Origin of the sequence: Stenotrophomonas maltophilia group sp. Smal17 (genome assembly GCF_030237045.1) — a bacterium.
Taxonomy (GTDB): domain Bacteria; phylum Pseudomonadota; class Gammaproteobacteria; order Xanthomonadales; family Xanthomonadaceae; genus Stenotrophomonas; species Stenotrophomonas forensis.
Genome location: NZ_JASJSU010000002.1, coordinates 67,249 through 87,122, shown reverse-complemented (window position 1 = coordinate 87,122; position 19,874 = coordinate 67,249). Strand labels below are relative to the sequence as shown.

Below are 19,874 nucleotides of genomic sequence, written 5' to 3'. Positions count from 1 at the left end.
CCGCGCCCGTACCTTGCGGCGCACTTCAGGGGGCAGGGGCGACGCAGGTGGCCGAACAGGCAAGACGGCGCCTGGCGCGCATGTTCGAAGAGCACGCGCCACTATTGCAAGGCTTCTTCGTTCGACGCGGTGCGCGGCAGGACGCCGAAGACCTGGTGCAGGAAACCTATCTGCGCCTGCTGCGTGCGCATGAAGGCAAGGGCGAGCCGATCGCCAACCCCGAAGCGTACCTGTTCACCGTCGCGCAGAATCTGGCGCGCGAGCAGGCCGCGCGCCGGCGCTGGTCGACCCTGTCCATCGAAGAGATCGAAGGCCCGGGCCAAAACCTGGCCAGCGGGGAATGCGTGGAAGACGCCGCCGAACGGGAGCAGCGCCGCCAACGGCTGCAGACGTTGCTGGAGACCTTGCCCGAACACACCCGGGCAGTGCTGGTCATGCAGTACCGCGATGGTCTGAGCTACAAGCAGATCGCCGAACGCATGGGCGTGTCAGCGCATATGGTGAAGAAGCATGTGGTGCGCGGGCTTTCGGTGTGCCGCCGGGCGCTGGCCGAACCGGCAGGGAGGTCGTGAGCGTGGCCACTGAACATCCATCGGCGCTGACCCTGGCCGCCGCGCAGTGGCACGCGCTGCAGCGCGAAGGCGACCTCAGCCCTTCGCAGCAGCACGCCTTCATGCAGTGGCTGCTGGTTTCCCCCGAACACCTGCGCGAGTACATGGCCATCAGCGAGGTGGCCGGTGCACTGGCCGATGCGCTGCGCGACATGCCGGATGACGTCGATGCACTGTTGAAGGCTCCCGCGCCGACGCGCAATGATCACAACGTCGTGCGGTTGTCGCCACGCCCGTCCGCCGCACCAAGCCAGCGCCGGGCACGGCCCGCACCCGGCTTGCCGCGAATCGCGGCCGCAGCGGCGCTGATGCTCGCTGTAGGCGTAGGCGCCACCATCGCCTGGCCGCGCACCGGGCACTATGTGGCCGCACATGGCATGCCGCGGCAGGTAACGCTGCCAGACAGCACCGTCGTGCGCCTGGACGCTGAAAGCGAAATTTCGGTGCGCATGACCCTGCTGGGGCGGCGCGTCGAGCTTGAACGTGGCCAAGCCAGCTTCGTCGTGGCCAAGGACCGGCGCCCGTTCGCAGTACATGCTGCTGGCCTGCAGGTGACGGACATCGGCACCACGTTCGATGTTTCGCTGCTGCGCGAGCAGGCCCGCATCGGGGTCAGCGAAGGGCGCGTGCACGTCCGCGGCGATGGTGGCCGCGGACGCATGCTGGCCGACCTGGGCGCCGGGCAGGCCGCACAGGTCGACTACCGTGACCAGCGCGTGCGCATCCGCGAGGAGGATGCCGCCAGCATGACTGCATGGTGGACGGGGCGGGTGCTGTTCCGCGACGAGGCGCTGCGCGACGTGGCCGACCGCTTCAACCGGCGCAACGCGCTGCGCCTGCACGTGAGTGATGACGCCGGTGCGCTGCGCCTGACCGGCAACCTGCGCGCGGATGACGTGGCGTCGCTGCGCGCGTTCCTCGACCAGCAACCAACACTGGTTACGCAGGTGGCGCCGGACGGAATCCATGTGCGGTTGCGCGCTGGAGCGCCGCAGGCGCTGTAAGAAAAAATTCATCGAACAAGTGGTGCCCGATCGGCGCGCTGCGCCCTCGTAGATGGGGAATGCAGGAACACACCTGTTCCGCGACCACCGCCATTCCCTACTGGACCCTACGATGCGCCGCACCCTGTTCCTTTCCATTGCCCTTGCACTGCAGATCACCGCCACGGCCGGCGCCAACGCCGCAGAACCGGCACGCGTCGCCAGCGAAGCGATCGCCTCGCAGCCGCTGGATGGGGCGCTCAACGCGCTGTCGCGCCAGACTGGCCTGCAGTTCGTCTACAACGCGCAGAATGCGGGCAATCCGCGCACGCCGGGCGTACCGGCCGGCCTGAGCGCGGACGCAGCGCTGACCCGGCTGCTGGCCGGCACCGGCCTGCGCTACCGCTATCTCAATGCCACCACGGTCACCATCGAAGCACAGGACGCCAGCGCACCGGCAGCCACCTCCGCGCTGGCAGCACCCGCGGCGGTGGTGGGCGCAGTTGCGGCATCGGCACCGGCCGGCGCTGCGAGTTCCGGTGCGCAGGCCGCCAACCTTGAAACCATCCAGGTCACCGGCAGCTACAGCCGCAGCCTGGAGAAAGCCGTAGACATCAAGCGCGCCACGGTGGGCTTCTCAGATTCGATCGTCGCGACCGACGTGGCCGATTTTCCCGAACAGAATCTCGCTGAAGCCCTGCAGCGCATGCCGGGCGTGACCATCGAGCGCAACAAGGGGCTGGGCACCAAGGTCAATGTGCGCGGCCTGCCTTCGGAGTACACCCACGTTTCGATCAACGATCTGGCGACCGCCTCGGGCAGTGGCGGTCGCGACGTAGAGTTCGACATGTTCGCCTCGGAGATCATCCAGCAGGTGACCGTGCAGAAGTCGCCCACCGCCGCCGACGAAGAGGGCGGCATTGCCGGCTCGGTGAAGATCTCCACCGCACGCCCGTTCGACTACAACGAACGCAAGCTGGTGTTCTCCGCCGAAGGTGCGCACAACAGCATCTCGGAGGAGGTGGATCCGCGTTTTGCCTTCCTCGCCGCCGATACCTGGGGTGACTGGGGCGCGCTGGTCTCGTACTCGCAGTCCAAGCGCACCAACCGCACCGACTCCACCTCGGGCATCAACTTCCGGCCGTCCTCGCGCTTCCTCACTGCCTCGGGCACCCGCGGCACCCAGGCGCAGGCGGTGCTGCTGCGCGATGCGGGCGTCAACATCACCAATCGCAATGATGCCGAGCAGACCAACCGGGTCGTGTTCCAGGACAAGGTGGGTGACCGCGTTTATCTCAACGAGCAGGACAAGTGGGGCGCCACCGGGTCGCTGCAGTACAAGCCCAGCAACACCTTCAGCCTGACCTTCGACGCAATGGTCGGCGGCTATGACAGCACCGAGGACGAGTACGACGCGGCCGCCTATTCGGCCTCCAGCCGCAGTACGTTCGACACCATCCATGCCTACGATGCCACTACGCTGTCCGAGTACGGCATGGTGGTACTGCGTGATGTGTCCTACACCGCCACCCAGCACGAGATGCTGAGCAAGGAGCGGATCAACAAGACCGACTACAGCCAGTACAGCATGGCGATGGACTGGAAGGGCGACCGCTGGTACGTGGATGCGCTGGTGGGCTACTCCGGCGCGGAGAAGACCTCGGATTTCTCCAACCTCAAGCACGTGGCCTATGCGCCGTCGCGCACCCGCTGGACCGGCAGCAGCGGTGAGACCATCCCGACCGCCGCCGCCGGCAGCTTCGACATGTACAACGACCCGAGCCGGTACCTGTTCGAGGCCTACGAGACCACGCTGGAGAAGGTGAAGGACGACAAGTACGCCGCCCAGGTCAATGTCACCCGCCTGCTGGACATGGCCTTCCTGCCCGCGCTGCACACGGTCCGGTTCGGTGCGCGCTACACCGATCGCTCCAAGGAGCGCCAGTACGGTGAACTGAAGATCACCGGGCCGAGCGCGGGCAGCAGCGCCTGGGTCAACACCCGCACGATGGCCGACAGCCCGCTTCAGTACATCGACGACATCGTTCCCGGCGGCAGCTACTCCAACAAGGGGCTGGCCTGGCAGCAGATCTCCAACGACTACGCACGCAGCGCGTTCCGCTACGCGGGCTTCCAGACCCCGTTCGATCCTGGCCAGTTCTACCAGGTGGACGAGAAGGTGATGAGCTTCTACGCGATGGCCGACTTCGCCTTCGATATCGGCAGCGTGCCGTTCACCGTCAATGCGGGTGCGCGCTACGTGGACACGAAGGTTGATTCGTTCGGCTATCACCCGATCCAGCTGCCCAACGGCAGCACCGGCTACACCGACACTCCGGTGTCGAAGGACGGCAGCTACGACGATCTGCTGCCCAGCTTCAACATGACCGCCGAGCTGTCGCACGGCCTGCTGCTGCGCGCGGCGGCGTCCAAGGTGATGATGCGCCCGGCGCTGACCGACATCGCCTACAAGCGCACCGCCAGCTGGGGCTCCTACCGTTTCACCGACGGCAATCCTGAGCTGAAGCCCACTTATGCCAAGCAGTGGGAAATCGGCCTGGAGAAGTACCTGGACAACGGCGCGCTGTTCGCCGCCAGCTACTTCCGCAAGAACATCGATGGCGTGGTGATCAACTCGCTGACCGGCGTGGTTCAGAATGTGGCGGTATACAACGCCAACGGCAGCCTCAATGGCATCTACGATTTCGACGTCTACCAGCCGGTGAATGCCAAGGGTTCCTACCAGGTCGATGGCGTTGAACTGGTGGCACAGCTGCCGCTGAACATGTTCACGCCGTGGCTGGACGGGTTTGGCATCAATGCCAACTACACCATGCTGGACAGCTCGCTGGCCGGCGAATCCAGCCTGGGCATCCGCACCCCGATGCCGGGGCTGTCGGAGAAGTCCTGGAACCTCACCGCCTACTATGAGAATTCGCGCTTCGACGCGCGCGTGTCCTACAACCACAAGGGCGCCTACGTCGAGTCGATCGGCTACAACCTGTACCCGATCTGGCGCGATGCCTATGGCCAGATGGATGTGTCGATTGGTTACCGCATCACCGACAACATCAAGATCAGCCTGAAGGGCATCAACCTCACCAACGAGCGGACCAGCGGCTACACCATGGACCCGTCCTTCCCGACCATGGATGAGACCTCGGGCCGTCGCATCAGCCTGGGCCTGCGCGCGGACTTCTAAGCAGGCATCCACGCACCGGCAGCGTGCGGACCCGCAAGGGTCCGTGCGTCGTCCGTGCGCTTTCCAGAGGTGAATCCATGAAGAATCTTGTAATGCTGGCGCTGTTCGCAGCGGCGGCCCCGGCATTGTCCGCCCCGGCGGAGGCAGCCCCGCCAGTCGACGCTGGCCGCCAATGGCTGGCCGGCGACCACCATGTGCACAGCGAATGGAGCGTGGACTGGGACCGCCGCACCACGCCGCCCACGCCCGTGCGTGGTGGCGACTCTCCCTACAGCCGCAGCCACAACGCGGCACAGGCCAGGGCCTTCGGCCTGCGCTGGATGGTCCACACCGACCACGGTGGCCCCGGCCACTCCGCGGTCACCCGCGACCACGCTTATCCCGCGCTGCTGCAGGCGCGCACCGATGTCCCGGAGGTGATCCAGTTCAACGGCATGGAATTCGATGTGCCGGCCGGCGAGCACGCCTCGCTGATCATCGCGCCCGGCCCGCAGGAACGCGAGCAGCTGGTCATCGCCGAGCGGGACTTCAGCCGCAGCGAGCCACTGCACGGCAGCCGCGATAGCGAACAGCAGATGCAGGCAGCGCTGGCCTACCTGCGCGGGCTGGTCCCTGCGCCGCTGATGTTCATCAACCATCCTTCGCGTACCGCGACCGGCATCGGTGAGTGGGGCGAGGTAACGCCGGACGAGCTGCGCGGCTGGCATGCAGCCGCACCCCAGGTACTGGTGGGCATGGAGGGCGCCCCCGGGCACCAGGCCATCCGCAGCGAACGCGGGCTGTACCGTAACGCGGCCGCGCCGACACTGGGCGGCTACGACCAGATGACCGCACAGGTCGGCGGAATCTGGGACCAGATGCTGGCCGATGGCATCCGCTTCTGGATCACCGCCAACTCCGACTCGCATGTGAACCTGCGCGATGGCGGACGCGATTACGACCCGGGCGAGTACAGCAAGACCTATGCATGGGCGCGGCCGGAGGCCGAAGACATCCTGGATGCCCTGCGCAACGGCCGCATGTTCACCGTCACCGGCGACCTGATCGACGCCTTGCAGCTGCGGGTAGCCGCAGGCGACTCCAGCGCCGGGATGGGCGGCACGCTGGTGCTGCCGGCAGTGCAGACGATGCAGCTGGAGGTGCGGGCACGGCAGCCGGCGCGCGCCAACGCGAACGGACAGCACCCGGCGCTGAAGCGCATCGAGCTGATCGTGGGCGGCAGGGATGAGGGCGGTGCGCTGCAGATGCAGCGGCGCGGATTCGACACGGCAACCTGGCAGCGTGACGGCGACTGGATCGTGGCGCGCTGGTCAGTGCCGGTGCCGCCGCGCGGTGGCTTCGTGCGGGTGCGGGGCAACAGCACCGGTGCGGTGGATGCACTGGCGGACGCGCCCGGCGAGGATCCGTGGGCGGATCTGTGGTTCTATTCCAACCCCGTCTTCGTCAGGGTTGCCGAAGGTGCTGGCCCGTCGCGCGAGTGACGTAGCACCGGCGCGCCTTTCGCGAGGGGGGACGGGCAGGGCGGGGGAGTTCCAATTGCAAATGACTCTCACTACACTTGCAGGTCTCCACCCGTCTGTCGCCCAGTGCGGCCCATCCGCCGGCTATCCAAGTGAACGTCCCGCCCTACCTGTGCAGACCGCAGGCATATGTCCTGAGGGCGCCGTGTCCGCGCTAGGCCGGGGCACGGGCGGGGCTGCGAACCACAGCGCATCAGCAGAGGCCGGCCTGGCCGAGAGCGGCTCATCCACGGGCGGGAACCTGCTGGCCAAAGCCTATGCCCGTTGGCGGGCGCCCATCCTCCGCGGCCTTGCGCGTGTCAGAGGCGGAGACGCTGAGGACGCCCTGCACGACGGTGCAGTCAAATGGATTGCGGCAAATCCTTCGCTGGCGTCCAGCGACCAGCAGGGCGCCTACCTTCGCCGGACGGTAATGAACACCGTGGCCGATGAATACCGCGAGCGCAGCGCAGGCCGCCGCGTGCAGACCGTGCCCCTGGCAGATGCGGAGGATGCCGGCCATCCGATGGCCAGCGATGAATCACAGTGCCCGTTGCAGCTCACCGCACAGCGCCAGCGCCTGCAACGTCTGGCAGATGCGATGGCCGAACTGCCCGAGCGCCAACGCGAAGCCTTCGTGCTCTGCCGCTTCGATGGCCTGACCCAGGAAGAGGTGGCCGCCCGCATGCAGATCTCCCGGCGCATGGTGGTCAAGCACCTGTCGCGCGCGGTTGCTTACTGCCAAGTGCGGGTACGCTATGCGTCGCTGGAACAGATGCAGGAACTGCATCGGTCCAGCGGGGCAGGCGAGGAGTTGGCGCCTGCCATTGATGCCGATCTTCCCTGCCGATGACCGATCTCCCTTCTGCCGCAGGTTCTGACCCGCTTGCCCTGCACGAGGCGGCGGCCACGTGGCTGCTGCGACGGCAGGATGTGGACTGGCGCCCGGAGGACGAGGCGGCCCTGCAGCACTGGCTCGCCGAAAGCGAAGCGCACCAGCAGGCGTTCACCGACGTGGCCACGACCTGGCACGACCTCGGCCAGCTGCCGCGCCCCGCATTGGCTTCGGACACTCAGGCCGCGCGTGCGCCAGCGGCACCTGCCGCCCTGCGACCGGACGGCCTGACGCGCCGCGCGCGGTCGCGACGCCTTCCTCGCGTGGCGACCGCTGCGGCGGTGGCGCTCCTGGCCCTGGGTTGCGTCGGCTATGGGTGGTACACCACGCCCAGCTACGTACAGGACGTGAGCACCGCCGCTGGCGAGATCCGTGATCTGCAACTGCCCGACGGCTCACGGATTTCGCTCAACGCGCGCAGCACGCTGGCCGTGCATTTCTATCGCTCTCGCCGCGAAGTAGTGCTCAGCCAGGGCGAGGCGTTCTTCGAGGTCGCCCCGGCGGCCGAGCGGCCCTTCACCGTCGATGCCCAGCGCAGCCGGGTGACCGTGGTCGGCACCGCCTTCAACGTGCGTAACGGGCCGGGCGAAGTGCTGGTCAAGGTGCTGCATGGGCACGTGCGGGTACAGCCGGACCGCACCGAAGGCACCGCGCCGGTCAGCCTGTACGCCGAACAGGGCCTGGCCGTTACCACTGCCACAGCCACGTATCGTCCCATCTCTGCCAGTGCAGACAGCATCGGCGGTTGGCGCAACGGGCGCCTGGTGTTCCGGCGCACCCCGCTGGACGAAGTGGCGCAGGAAGTCGCGCAGTATCTGGGCCACCCGGTCACGCTGGGCCAGCCGGGGCTGAGATTCCTGCCGGTTTCCGGCTATGCCGCCATCGACGCCCCGGCCAGCTTCGTGGAGGCGCTGCCGGATCTGTTGCCTGTACGGGTCACCCGCACGGCGCAGGGCGGCTATCGCATCGACGAGCGGCCTGTCACGCGCTGACGCCGCAGGAAGAAATTGTTCCAGCACGGGTTCCCACCCCATCGCTGTTTTCCGTTTACCCCAGTGAGGCCAGTGGTGGCCAAGCATGATGGAGCGGTAATGGGGTACATGAAGATCAAGCGCGCGCTTGTCGCCCGCGCGTTCTCTACCGGGGTACAGGCCACGCGGCTGCCGCTGCTGGCCGTGTGCATTTCCAGCGCACTGGCTGCGCCGGCCATCGCGCAGGCGCAGCCGGCACAGCGCATGCCGTTCAATATTCCGGCCCAACCGCTGGACACAGCGCTGCGCCGCTTCTCCGAACAGTCGCGGCAGCAGGTGTTGTTCAGTGAATCGGCGGTGGCCGGCCGTCGCGCGCCGGCCGTGACAGGCAGCTACACGCCGCAGGAAGCACTGGCGCGCCTGCTGGAGGGCAGTGGGGTGCGTGTCAACGCGACCCGCCCCGGCGTGTTCACGCTGGCGCAGGACGCAGCATCACCTGCGCGCAGCAAGGATGCCCAGACCACCCTGCAGACGGTGAACGTGACCGCCAACGGCCCAGGCGATGGCTCCTACACGACACGTGAGCTGAGCCTGGGCAAGCTGGGGCAGAGCATCCGCCAGACCCCGCAATCGGTCAGCGTGATCACCCGCCAGCAGCTGGACGACCGCAACCTCACCACGCTGGACGAGGCACTGGCACAGACCACGGGCGTGACCAAGACCGCTCGCAACTTCGGCAACCACAAGTTCTCGATCCGCAGCTTCACCGTGGACGACAGCAACTATCTGGTCGATGGCGTGGCCGGCATTGTCTATGCCCCGGTGGGCTGGCTGCCGATCGACACCGCCGTGCTGGAGCGGGTTGAAGTGCTGCGCGGTGCCGGCGGCATGATGCTCGGCGCGGCCGACCCCAGCGGAGCGATCAACATGGTGCGCAAGCGCCCGCGCGACCAGGCCCATCTCGATCTGGCGGCCACGCTGGGCTCGTGGGACAACTATCGCCTCGAGGTCGACGGTGGCGGCCCGCTCAATGCCGCCGGCAGCGTGCGCGGCCGACTCGTCGCCGCCTACCAGGACCGCCACTACTTCCAGCGCGGCACCTCATCGAAGACGCCGGTGGCCTACGGCGTGATCGATGCCGACCTGGGCCAGGACACCACGCTCACCTTCGGCCTGCGACATCAGGCCAGTGACACCGACGGCTACTGGCTGTTCGGCCTGCCGCGCTACACCGATGGCGGGGCGCTGGACATCAAGCGCTCCACCTCGCTCATCCAGGACTGGAACCGCCAGGAAGGCTCCGTTGACGAAGCCTTCGCGGAAGCGGAGCACCGCATCAACGAGCGCTGGAAGGCGCGCCTGTCGGTGAACCGCACCGAGTCGGACCTGGACCAGCGCGTCGCGGTTCCGGTGGGCGGGGTGGACCGGGCCACCGGCGTCGGTTCCCGCTTCTATGACATCTATTTCAACCGATCGCGCGTGCGCAGCGATGGTATCGACCTGCACACCGCCGGCAGTTTCGACGCCTTCGGGCGCAGCCATCAGCTGCTGCTGGGGGCGATGTGGTCGCGCCAGCGCACCCGCCAAAGCTCGGCGGACCTGGCCATCGACGTGCCGATCGATGTCTACGCACCGGACCACAGCGCCATTGCACAGCCACTGCAACCCGCGTGGGACTGGTCGGAAAACGCGCGTGCGCAACAAAGCGGCCTGTACAGCAACCTGCGCCTGCAGCTGGCAGAACCGCTGCACCTCACGCTGGGTGGCCGGCTGAGCTGGGTGAAGTACCAGTCCAACGATGGCTTCACCGGCGCCAAGAGCCGCGACTACGAACAGAAGCACGAATTCACCCCGTACGCCGGCCTCGTCTACGACCTGGGCCCGCAGTGGTCGGTCTACGCCAGCTACGCCGATACCTTCCAGCCGCAGAGTTCCTACGTCACCTCATCCGGTGCGGTGCTCGATCCCGCCATCGGCGCCAACTACGAGCTGGGCGTGAAGGGCGAACTGAACGATGGGCGCCTGAACGTCTCCGCTGCGGTGTTTTCCATCCGCAAGACCGGCAACGCCGTGGTGGACGCCTCCGACCCGGGCAGCTGCCCCGGCTCGCTGGCCTCGTCCGGTTGCTACCGCAATGGTGGAAAGCTGCGCAGCAAGGGCTTTGAACTGGAAGCCAGCGGCGAACTGGCACCCGGCTGGCAGATGATGGCGGGCTATACCCACGTCACCAGCCGCGACGATGAGGGCGCCACCATCAGCGCCGAAACGCCCCGCCACCTGCTGCGCCTGTCCACGTCCTACCAGCTGCCCGGCAAGTGGAACGCGTTCTCCGTGGGCGGTGGTGTATCGGCACAGAGCAGTTATTCCTATCCGGCCTACGACGACCCGGACTGGCGCATGGGCGCAGCGGGACGCGCGGTGTGGGACCTGCGTGCCGGCTACCGGATCAATCCGCGCTGGAGCGTGGGCGTCAACGTGGCCAACCTGTTCGACACGCGCTATTACGCGATGATCAGCCAGATCCGCCGCGGCAACTTCTTTGGCGAACCCCGCAACGTGATGCTGACGCTGCGCGGCGCGCTGTGATCCTCCGCAACCGGCGAGACAAGGGCATGCCCGTCACGGGGACGGCATGAAGGCGGGCTTCCGGCAAAGCATGTCGTGGCTGCACACCTGGTGCGGCCTCACCTGCGGCTGGCTGTTGTGCGCGATCTTCCTCACCGGCACGCTCAGCGTGTTCCGCGAGCCGATCACGCGATGGATGGAGGCCGGCCCGGTGCCGGCCTCCGCACCGACGGTGGACACGGGAACGCAGGCGGCGCGAGCGCAGCAATGGCTGGCTGCAAACGCCGCCGATGCCCGGGCATGGCAGATCCGATGGCCTGCCCAGCACGGCTGGCCGCTGCAGCTCTCATGGGAGGATGACGGCGGCAGCGCGCACGAACGCTGGGTAGAGGCCGGCACCGGCATGCCACACCCTCCACCTCGCCTTCGGGAAACCGAAGGCGGGCGCCACTTCATGTCCTTCCATTACACCCTGCACGGCGGCATGGCCGGCTACTGGCTGGTCGGCTGGATCACCGCCTGCATGCTGCTGGCGCTGGTGTCCGGTGTGGTGGTGCACAAGCGCATCTTCAAGGACTTCTTCACCTTCCGCCCGGGCAAGGGGCAGCGCAGCTGGCTGGATGCGCACAACCTGAGTGCCGTTCTGACCCTGCCGTTCCTGTTCATGATCGGCTACACCGGGCTGACCTTCTTCTACAGCAGCTATCTGCCGTGGCCCGTGCAGGCCGCCTATGGCGATGCCGATGACGCCTATGCGCGCTATGAAGCCGAACTGGCACCTGCGCGACCTGTCCCGGCCGGCATCCTGGTTGCGGGCGCGCAGCTGCCGAACCTGCCGGACCTGCTTGCGCGGGCGCAGGCCATCAGCGGTCAGCCGCCGGCACTGGTGATGATCCAGGCGCCCGGCACCGTGCACAGCGTGGTGGAAGTGGAGGGCCGCAAGACAGCGGGGAACACCGGCAAGCGCCTGTTGAGCGAGGCCAGCCGGGTGACCTTCGATGCGGCCAGCGGCAGGCTCCTGCAGCAGCATGCAGCGCATCCGCAGCAACTGGGTGCCGTGCAGGTACACGAAACCATCGAAGCCCTGCACAAGGCCGATTTCGGTGGCTGGCCGATGAAGTGGCTGTACTTCATCAGCGGCCTGCTGGGCACGGCAATGATCGCCATCGGCACGCTGCTGTTCTCCATCAAGCGGCGCAAGCGCAGCGAGCACGAGTTCGGCGCCGCCACGGCAGGCATCTACCGTTGCGTGGAGGCGTTCAACGTGGCATCGCTGGCCGGGGTGGCACTGGCAAGCATCGTCTACCTGCACGGCAATCGGTTGCTGCCACTGGAAATGAGCGATCGCAGCGCGTGGGAGATACGCATTTTCCTTTTAACCTGCGCGGCCTCGGTGCTGCATGCACTGTGGCGTCCACCGCGCCTGGCCTGGATCGAGCAGTTGTGGCTGGCCGCCGCGCTGTGCCTGGCACTGCCGCTGGTGAATCTGGCAACCACCGGGCAGGGGCTGCTGATGTACCTGCAGCGGGGCGCATGGCAGCAGGCCGGCGTGGAGCTGGTCGCACTGGCCTTCGGGCTGGTGCTGGCAAGAATGGCCCTGATGCTGCAGCGCCGCTGGCCACAGACGCACGAGGCCGCGCGCAGTGCCAAGCCCGCACCCGGGCAGGGCGCGGCCCATCGCTGGCAGGTAGCGAGCCGGGTGCTGGCTGCCTCGGTGGGGGGCTACGTGTTCACCGCGCTTACCGCCACGGCACTGGCGCTGTTGCTGCCCTCGCTGGTGAATGTACGCACGTCCGTTTCGGTCCTGACCAGTTCGCTGCTGGGGTTCGTGCTGTTGATCGCCGTTGCAGTGGGCATCTTCAGCGCCCGTAGCGTGGGGAAGGTGTGGCGGGTCGTGGCAGCAGGCAGCGCCCTGATGGCTGTGTTGGTGGTGATGCTGCGGCCGGGGTGAGGGCAGGGGGCACGGCTCGCCCATCACCCACATTCACCCCGCAGCAGCGAAAATGCATCCCTGGGCGCGCCCTGAAGCGCGCCGCTCACTGCCTGCAGGATCGTAACGATGTCCAACACCCCCTTTGGCGAGTCGTCATGCGCTGCCGCCGCCAGCGGTTGCGTCGAGGTGCGCGGCGCGCGCGAGCACAACCTCAAGAATGTCGATGTTTCCATCCCGCGCAATGCACTGGTGGTGTTCTCCGGGGTCTCGGGTTCGGGCAAGTCATCGCTGGCCTTCGGAACCGTGTTCGCCGAAGCGCAGCGGCGCTACTTCGAGTCGGTGGCGCCGTATGCACGGCGCCTGATCGACCAGGTGGGCGTGCCCGATGTGGATGCCATCGACGGCCTGCCGCCGGCAGTGGCCCTGCAGCAGCAACGCGGTGCCAGCAATGCGCGTTCATCGGTGGGCAGCGTGACCACGCTGTCCAGCCTGGTGCGCATGATGTTCTCGCGCGCCGGGGCCTACCCGGCCCATCAGCCCATGCTGTACGCCGAAGACTTCTCGCCCAACATGCCGCAGGGCGCCTGCAGCACCTGCCACGGCCTGGGGCATGTCTACGAAGTGACCGAAGCGCTGATGGTGCCGGACCCGTCGCTGACGATCCGTGAGCGCGCCATCGCGTCCTGGCCGCCGGCCTGGCATGGCCAGAACCTGCGCGACATCCTGGTCACGCTGGGCTACGACATCGACGTGCCGTGGAAGAAGCTGCCGAAAAAGGACCGCGACTGGATACTGTTCACCGAGGAAACGCCCAGCGTGCCGGTCTACGCCGGGTTCACCCCTGCAGAGACCCGCGCCGCGCGCAAGCGCAAGCTCGAACCCAGCTACATGGGCACCTATACCGGCGCGCGCCGCTACGTGCTGCACACCTTTGCCAACACCCAGAGCGCGCTGATGCGCAAACGCGTTTCGCGCTACATGGAAGGCAAGCTGTGCCCGGCCTGCCACGGAAAGCGCCTGAAGCCGGAGGCGCTGTCGGTCACCTTTGCCGGCGTGGATATCGGTGAGTTCATGCGGCTGCCACTGGACCAGCTGGCGGAGCTGCTGGAGCCGGTGGCGCAAGGTGATTTCAGCGCGCACAGCAAGGGCGCTCGCACCCGCAGGAGTGCGACACCCCGGGATCGCGCGCGTCGGGCCGCGAGTGGCCAAGCGACGCACACCGGCGCCCCCGACGTGCGGCTGACCTCGGCCCTGTCCGAAGAGAAACGCCTTGCAGCCCAGCGGCTGGCAGGCGGGGTGATGGCGCGGGTACGCCAGCTGCGTGAACTGGGCCTGGGCTATCTCTCGCTGGATCGCGCCACGCCCACGCTGTCGGCCGGCGAACTGCAGCGCCTGCGGCTGGCCACGCAGCTCAGCTCGTTGCTGTTCGGCGTGCTGTACGTGCTCGACGAGCCCTCGGCCGGCCTGCATCCTGCCGACAGCCAGGCGCTGTACGACGCGCTGGACCGGCTGCGCGACGGCGGCAACTCGGTGTTCGTGGTTGAACACGACCTGGAACTGATGCGCCGCGCGCAGTGGCTGGTGGATGTGGGCCCGGAGGCGGGAGAGCACGGCGGGCGCGTTCTCTACAGTGGCGAGCCGGATGGCCTGCGCCGCGTCCAGGACTCGCGCACGGCGCGATATCTTTTCGACCAGGTGCCTGCGCCCGCCAGCCGCCAGCGCAGCGCCGGCAACTGGCTGGAGCTGCAAGGCATCCATCGGCACAACCTGCAGGGCGTGGACGCACAGGTGCCACTGGGGTTGCTGACCGCCGTCACCGGCATTTCCGGCTCGGGCAAGTCCAGCCTGATGGCACAGGCGCTGCCGGAGTTGATGCTGGCGCACCTGGGGCACGAGCCGATGGACGAGGGCGCGGACGCCGAGCCCACCGACGGGCCCAGCGTGATCGAAGCAACGCGAGGCCGGTTGGCCGGCGATGTAGATGCCATCCAACGCGTCGTGCAGGTCGACCAGAAGCCGATCGGGCGCACACCACGCTCCAATCTGGCTACCTATACCGGCCTGTTCGATCACGTGCGCAAGCTGTTCGCCGCAACACCGGCCGCGCGCCGCCGCCGTTTCGACGCCGGTCGTTTCTCGTTCAACGTGGCCAAGGGCCGATGCGAAACCTGCGAAGGCGAAGGGTTTGTCAGTGTCGAACTGCTGTTCATGCCCAGCGTCTATGCGCCATGCCCGACCTGCCATGGCGCCCGCTACAACGAAGCCACGCTGAAGGTGCAGTGGAATGACCGCAACATCGCCGAAGTGCTGCAGATGACGGTGGACCAGGCGCGTGCGTTCTTCAGCGAAGAGGATGCCATTGCCCGCCCACTGCAGTTGCTGCAGGAAATCGGCCTGGGCTACCTGAGGCTGGGCCAGCCGGCCACCGAGCTTTCAGGCGGCGAGGCCCAGCGCATCAAGCTGGCCACCGAGCTGCAGCGCAGCCAGCGCGGGCGCACGCTGTACGTGCTGGACGAACCCACCACCGGCCTGCATGCCTCCGACGCGGACCGGCTGCTGGTGCAGCTGCAGCGGCTGGTGGACGCCGGCAATACCGTGGTGATGATCGAGCACGACATGCGCGCGGTCGCGCAGGCGGACTGGGTGATTGATGTAGGCCCCGGCGCTGGCGGGGCAGGGGGCACCATCGTGGCGAAGGGAACACCGCAGCAGGTGGCGCGGGCCAAGGGCAGCAGAACGGCGCCATTCCTTGCGCGCGAGCTGGCTCTTCTGTAGAGCCGAGCCATGCTCGGCTGACCCTCGAGCCAGTCGCTTCCCATGGAAGCAGCGCCTCCTGCAGCAAAGCCGGTTGCTGGAGCGGGGAGGGGCGGGAAAACAAGAACGCCTGGCGAAGCGTGTAATGGCGAATCCTCTGGTGACGCTCCAGCCAGAAGCATCCACTTTGATGTTGCAGCGCACACAGAAAAGCACGGCCCAGCTAGTCCCATCCGGCTATAGGACGCCAGCACGACTCGACGCACACTTCGCCCCGTAAAGGCCGACGGGAGGGCGTGACATGAGTCTGCATGTGGGGAAGCTGCGTGGGTTGGCGGTGCTTCTGTTCCTGCTGAATCCCTTGCTTGCCGGTGCGGTGCCGGCAGCGCCGCCTGCATCGGCACCCGAGGTGATTCCGCTGTGGCCGCAGGACCACTGGCAGCAACGCGCGCGTGGCCCGGAACGGGTCGGCGCCGAAGGCAGCGCGAAGGGCGCGGTCTCGGGAATCAGTAACGCGCGCATGGAGATCTACCGACCGCTGAAACCGAACGGAACAGCCGTGGTGATTTTCGGCGGTGGCGGCTACTTCCGCATCCAGATTGGCAGCGCCGCCAAGCCGACGGCGCAGTGGCTGCAATCGCTGGGCGTCACGGCCGCCGTGGTGTACTACCGGCTGCCTGCCGATGGGTGGGCGCCGGTTTCGCCCTTCCAGGATGGCCAGCGCGCCATGCGGCTGCTGCGCGCGCAGGCCGCAAGCCTGGGGGTCGATCCGGAGCGCATCGGCGCATTGGGCTTTTCCGCCGGCGGCAATCTGGCCGGTATCGTCGCCACGCGCTTCGATGCCCCGTTGTATCCGTCGGTGGATGCAGCCGACCAGCTGTCAGCGCGCCCCGACTTCCTTGGCATGATCTATCCGGTCGTTTCAATGCGCCCGCCGCTGGACCACACCCGGTCGAAGCGGGAACTGGCCAGCCAGAACGACGCACAGCAGGCCTATTCGGTCGAACAACACGTCCGCAAGGACATGCCGCCGGTGTTCCTGGCCCAGGCCGTGGACGATCGCACCGTGGATGTCGGCCACAGCGTGGCGATGTACCAGGCCACGCATGCGGCAGGCATTCCGGTGGAGCTGCATCTGTTCGAAGCCGGAGGCCACAGCTGGGGGTTGGGCAAGCCCGGGACATTGGTGGCGCAGTGGCCGCGGCTTTTCGCCAACTGGGCACGCAGCCACGGCTACCTCGGGCCGCCGCCTGCGCGGCTGCCGCCGCACGATGCCAGCGCGATACCCGCCGCCGCTGCTCAGCCACCGCGCTCGCTGGACGATGATGGCGCGGGCGACTGAGCCGCACACTGTATTTCATTCGGGAGAACTGCATGAATTCACTGAAGCGTGCCGCGCTTGGCGCGGCTGCCGGCGGCTGCCTGTTGCTGGCTTCCCCCTCTGTGCTGGCCGCGGCTGGCGATACCGAAGCCGGATTGCGTGCGCAGGTGCAGCTGCAGGCAAAGCAACTGCGCGATCAGGCATCCCTGCTGGAGCAGCTGAGCGCACGACTGGCTGCACTGGAGGGGGCCTCTCAAAGTACCAGCGTGGCACCCGGCAGCGATGCGGGCCTCGATGCACAGGTGGCTGCGGCCATCGCTGACACCCGCCAGGACGACATGGCCATTCTGCAGGCGCAGGTGGCACAGCTCGCCGCAACCGGGGGAGGCGGTGACGGCAATCTGCGCTGGCGCAAGGGTGGACCTGAGTTCCGCAGCAGTGATGGCCAGTTCACCTTCCACCCCCGCGGCCGGGTGATGGTCGATTTCAGCAGTACCCACGGTTCCGCATTCGACGCACGCAACATCACCGGCACCGACCTGGCCAGCGGCCGCCTCGGTGCCGAAGGTCGGATGGGACCACTGGGCTACAAGATCGATGCGGACTTTGCGGGCAACGATGTCTCGCTGAAGGATACCTATCTGTCCTGGGACACGCGGCTGGGTGGCCTGCCAACGGAAATCTACGTGGGCAACAAGCTCAAGGACCGTGGGATCGATGGTGGCACCAGCGGCGTCAATACACCTTTCATGCAGCGCAATGCGGTGGCGTCGGTCGGTGCCCAGCAGAGCGGGTACTACGGGCTGGGCGTCACCACCAAGGTGATCGGTGATGGCTGGCACGCCAGCGTGGCGGTGACCGGTGACGATATCGGCAATGACAGCACGGCCAGCGACACCATTGCGTATCTGCTGCGCGCGCACTGGAACCCATTGCGTGGCCAGGCAGGCTTCGTGCATCTGGGAGGCTGGTACTGGTACGAGGATCTCGGCCAGGATGTCGGCAGCATCAACAAGACCTCTCCGATCGCGCTGGGCTGGAACGGCAACGTGCGCGTGTCGGCCAGCTCCATCGCCAACGTCACCGACAACCGCGCCTGGGGGCTTGAGATGGGCGGAGTGTACGGCCCGGTCTGGGCCTTCGCCGAACACACCACCCGCACCATCGAGTCACGCACGGTCGACTCGGTCGACCAGCGGGCAACATCGGTCTACGCAGGCTGGCTGGTCACCGGCGAGCGCCCCGGATTCAGCAGCCGCTCTGGGGTCTGGGGTACCACGCGCGTATTGCGTCCGGTACAGGAGGGTGGCGTTGGCGCCTTCGAGCTGGCCGCGCGCTATGACCGCTACGACTTTCTCGATGCGGCCCGGGGCGGCGAGGGCACGGCATGGACGCTCGGGGTGAACTGGTACCTCAACAACTGGTCGCGCCTGATGCTGAACTACGTTCACTGGAAGACCGACAACAAGGTTGGCAACGCCCAGGGGCCTGACTCCGGCAATACCGTGGGCGTGCGAGCGCAGGTTTCGTTCTGACCCGGGGTGGCGCTGGTGCATCCAGCGCATCTGTAGAGTCGATCCATGCTCGACTAACGCATGCCACATCGCGTACCTGCGCCAGGCGAGGAAACCGGCCAGCGAGCAGTGGGTGTCAGCCAGGGCGATGCGTCGGCCGGACATCAGGTGGCGCTCTGGCCAAGGTTGGCCATCGGAGGTGGCGCCCGACCCGATGCTGCGCAGCAGGGCAGTGCGGGCGTTCCGGTCCAGAGCGGGGCCGTTCGCGGGCACTTCCAGGATCGGTTGCGGGGCAGGGGAGTAGCGCTTGGTCGTGGCGGCGCTGCTTGCGGGCAGGCAGAAGCCGCCACCGATAAAGGTCGCGGGCGGTGCAAGGCTCGAAATCCGGTGTGCAATCATCCCGGCGCGGCGGTTTACAAGTAGAGAACCACCGCGTGAAGGCCCAGAAAGAAATCAAGGAGCTGACTTCGACTTCCTCACATGAGCATTGGTTAGTCGTGGGTGCCACGTCAGATCCGACTCAGCCTTAGCCGCACCTGCCGCGCGTCCCATTTCCTTGCGATAGCTTTCCACGCTATGAGACTTGGCCCCAGACACGAGAAAAGCCGCCCAACGAACGAAACCGCCAAACAAACCACTAAAGTGATCTGGTTCTGAATATGCGCTGCCGTCGGTACTGATCTGCCGGAGATGGTCCGCGTAGCCGAGAAACTTTGGCGGTACGGTAGGCACTCCATCGCCAGCACGACGAACCTGCATCGGCAGTTGCCGATAGCCTGAAGCAAGCGCAGACAGATTGCAGTACCGCGGCGCTCCCATGAGACAGACCGCCGATCTTGGCCATTTAAGGATCAAAGCGCTGATAGCGGCGACAGCACCACCTAGCGAGTGACCACTAAAGACGACATTGTCAAACGAACCTCTCCCCATTTCGAAGAGCTTCCCATCAATCTGTTGGGATATCCAGATGGCTTCCATCGCAAAGCCTTCATGAAACCGATCACTCCGCCCGGCCCATCGAGATAGACTTACCCTGGATGAGCGCAGGTTGATTGACCAATCGAACAGAAATTGTGTGCCGCGAAAGCCCAAGAACAGCGTTCGATGAACGCGCACTCCGACTACGATGACCCCGGGGCTGGTCACGATGAACGTATCCGACTCGGGGATTTCTACTTGGTTGACCAACTTCAGCACGTTCGGTCGGCTTCCCGACTGCACCAGATCCTGGTAACTCTCGCAAGGGATCAGAAGGGCGCGCTTCCTGTCATCGAGCTCCGCTTCCGGAACGTGGTAGTACGCGAGTTCGGCAAAGAGCGCGCCCAGGTAGCGTACGACTGGATCCTCAACTCGAACTTGACCCTGTAGTCTTGATAGCAGGGCACTGACCTCACTGAGTGCACACATCGCAGCTCCCGATTGAATCATTCAATGGCGCAGAGAGAATTTTTACTGTTCAAGCGCCGCGCTAGCGGAAGCCCACATCAACCACAACGGTAGCGGGCGATGGAATATTACCCCGCAACCGTCAGCGCGTAGAAGCAGGAGGAGATCTGGACCGCCCATCGGGGTTCGGCGGGCAATCACGATGATCTTCGCAAGTGATCTCACAGGCTTGGTGCCCCG

12 protein-coding genes and 1 pseudogene are annotated in these 19,874 nt (G+C 66.5%); 11 read left to right on the top strand and 2 right to left on the bottom strand.

The window, feature by feature from the left end:
• Nucleotides 1-80 precede the first annotated feature (80 nt).
• From QRO93_RS01635 to QRO93_RS01585, 11 genes are all read left to right on the top strand, one after another.
• Nucleotides 81-572, top strand: a complete 492-nt coding sequence (locus QRO93_RS01635) for an RNA polymerase sigma factor (RefSeq protein WP_219626088.1) — start codon at nt 81-83, stop codon at nt 570-572.
• Nucleotides 569-1,615 carry a FecR family protein gene (locus QRO93_RS01630; RefSeq protein ID WP_404830593.1) on the top strand — a complete coding sequence of 349 codons (1,047 nt, stop codon included), beginning with the start codon at nt 569-571 and terminating at the stop codon, nt 1,613-1,615. The genes QRO93_RS01635 and QRO93_RS01630 overlap by 4 nt, the downstream gene beginning before the upstream one ends.
• A 112-nt stretch (nt 1,616-1,727) precedes the next feature.
• A complete protein-coding gene (locus tag QRO93_RS01625; protein WP_180878413.1) occupies nt 1,728-4,796 on the top strand; it encodes a TonB-dependent receptor in 3,069 nt (1,022 codons plus the stop codon).
• A gap of 77 nt (nt 4,797-4,873) precedes the next feature.
• Nucleotides 4,874-6,277 (top strand): hypothetical protein, encoded by a 1,404-nt coding sequence (locus QRO93_RS01620; RefSeq protein ID WP_258010857.1) that lies wholly within the window; start codon nt 4,874-4,876, stop codon nt 6,275-6,277.
• Between the two features lie 184 nt (nt 6,278-6,461).
• Entirely contained in the window at nt 6,462-7,148 is a 687-nt protein-coding gene (locus tag QRO93_RS01615; protein ID WP_180878412.1) for an RNA polymerase sigma factor, read from the top strand.
• Nucleotides 7,145-8,182 (top strand): FecR domain-containing protein, encoded by a 1,038-nt coding sequence (locus QRO93_RS01610; RefSeq protein WP_180878411.1) that lies wholly within the window; start codon nt 7,145-7,147, stop codon nt 8,180-8,182. Before QRO93_RS01615 ends, QRO93_RS01610 begins: the two co-directional genes overlap by 4 nt.
• Nucleotides 8,183-8,290: 108 nt before the next feature.
• Nucleotides 8,291-10,747, top strand: a complete 2,457-nt coding sequence (locus QRO93_RS01605) for a TonB-dependent siderophore receptor (protein ID WP_285303921.1) — start codon at nt 8,291-8,293, stop codon at nt 10,745-10,747.
• 46 nt (nt 10,748-10,793) lie between these two features.
• Entirely contained in the window at nt 10,794-12,677 is a 1,884-nt protein-coding gene (locus QRO93_RS01600; protein ID WP_180878409.1) for a PepSY-associated TM helix domain-containing protein, read from the top strand.
• A gap of 108 nt (nt 12,678-12,785) precedes the next feature.
• On the top strand, nt 12,786-15,434 hold the full coding sequence (locus tag QRO93_RS01595; protein WP_180878408.1) for an excinuclease ABC subunit UvrA: 2,649 nt from the start codon (nt 12,786-12,788) through the stop codon (nt 15,432-15,434).
• A gap of 280 nt (nt 15,435-15,714) precedes the next feature.
• A complete protein-coding gene (locus QRO93_RS01590; RefSeq protein ID WP_180878407.1) occupies nt 15,715-16,755 on the top strand; it encodes an alpha/beta hydrolase in 1,041 nt (346 codons plus the stop codon).
• 32 nt (nt 16,756-16,787) lie between these two features.
• Nucleotides 16,788-18,269, top strand: a complete 1,482-nt coding sequence (locus QRO93_RS01585; protein WP_180878406.1) for an OprO/OprP family phosphate-selective porin — start codon at nt 16,788-16,790, stop codon at nt 18,267-18,269.
• Between the two features lie 93 nt (nt 18,270-18,362).
• On the opposite strand, the pseudogene QRO93_RS01580 reads toward QRO93_RS01585, so the two are convergent.
• Nucleotides 18,363-18,584, bottom strand: a pseudogene (locus tag QRO93_RS01580) (hypothetical protein); the annotation flags it as partial.
• Nucleotides 18,585-18,701: 117 nt separating this feature from the next.
• On the bottom strand, nt 18,702-19,655 hold the full coding sequence (locus tag QRO93_RS01575) for a lipase family protein (RefSeq protein WP_180878405.1): 954 nt from the start codon (nt 19,653-19,655) through the stop codon (nt 18,702-18,704).
• Nucleotides 19,656-19,874: the final 219 nt, after the last annotated feature.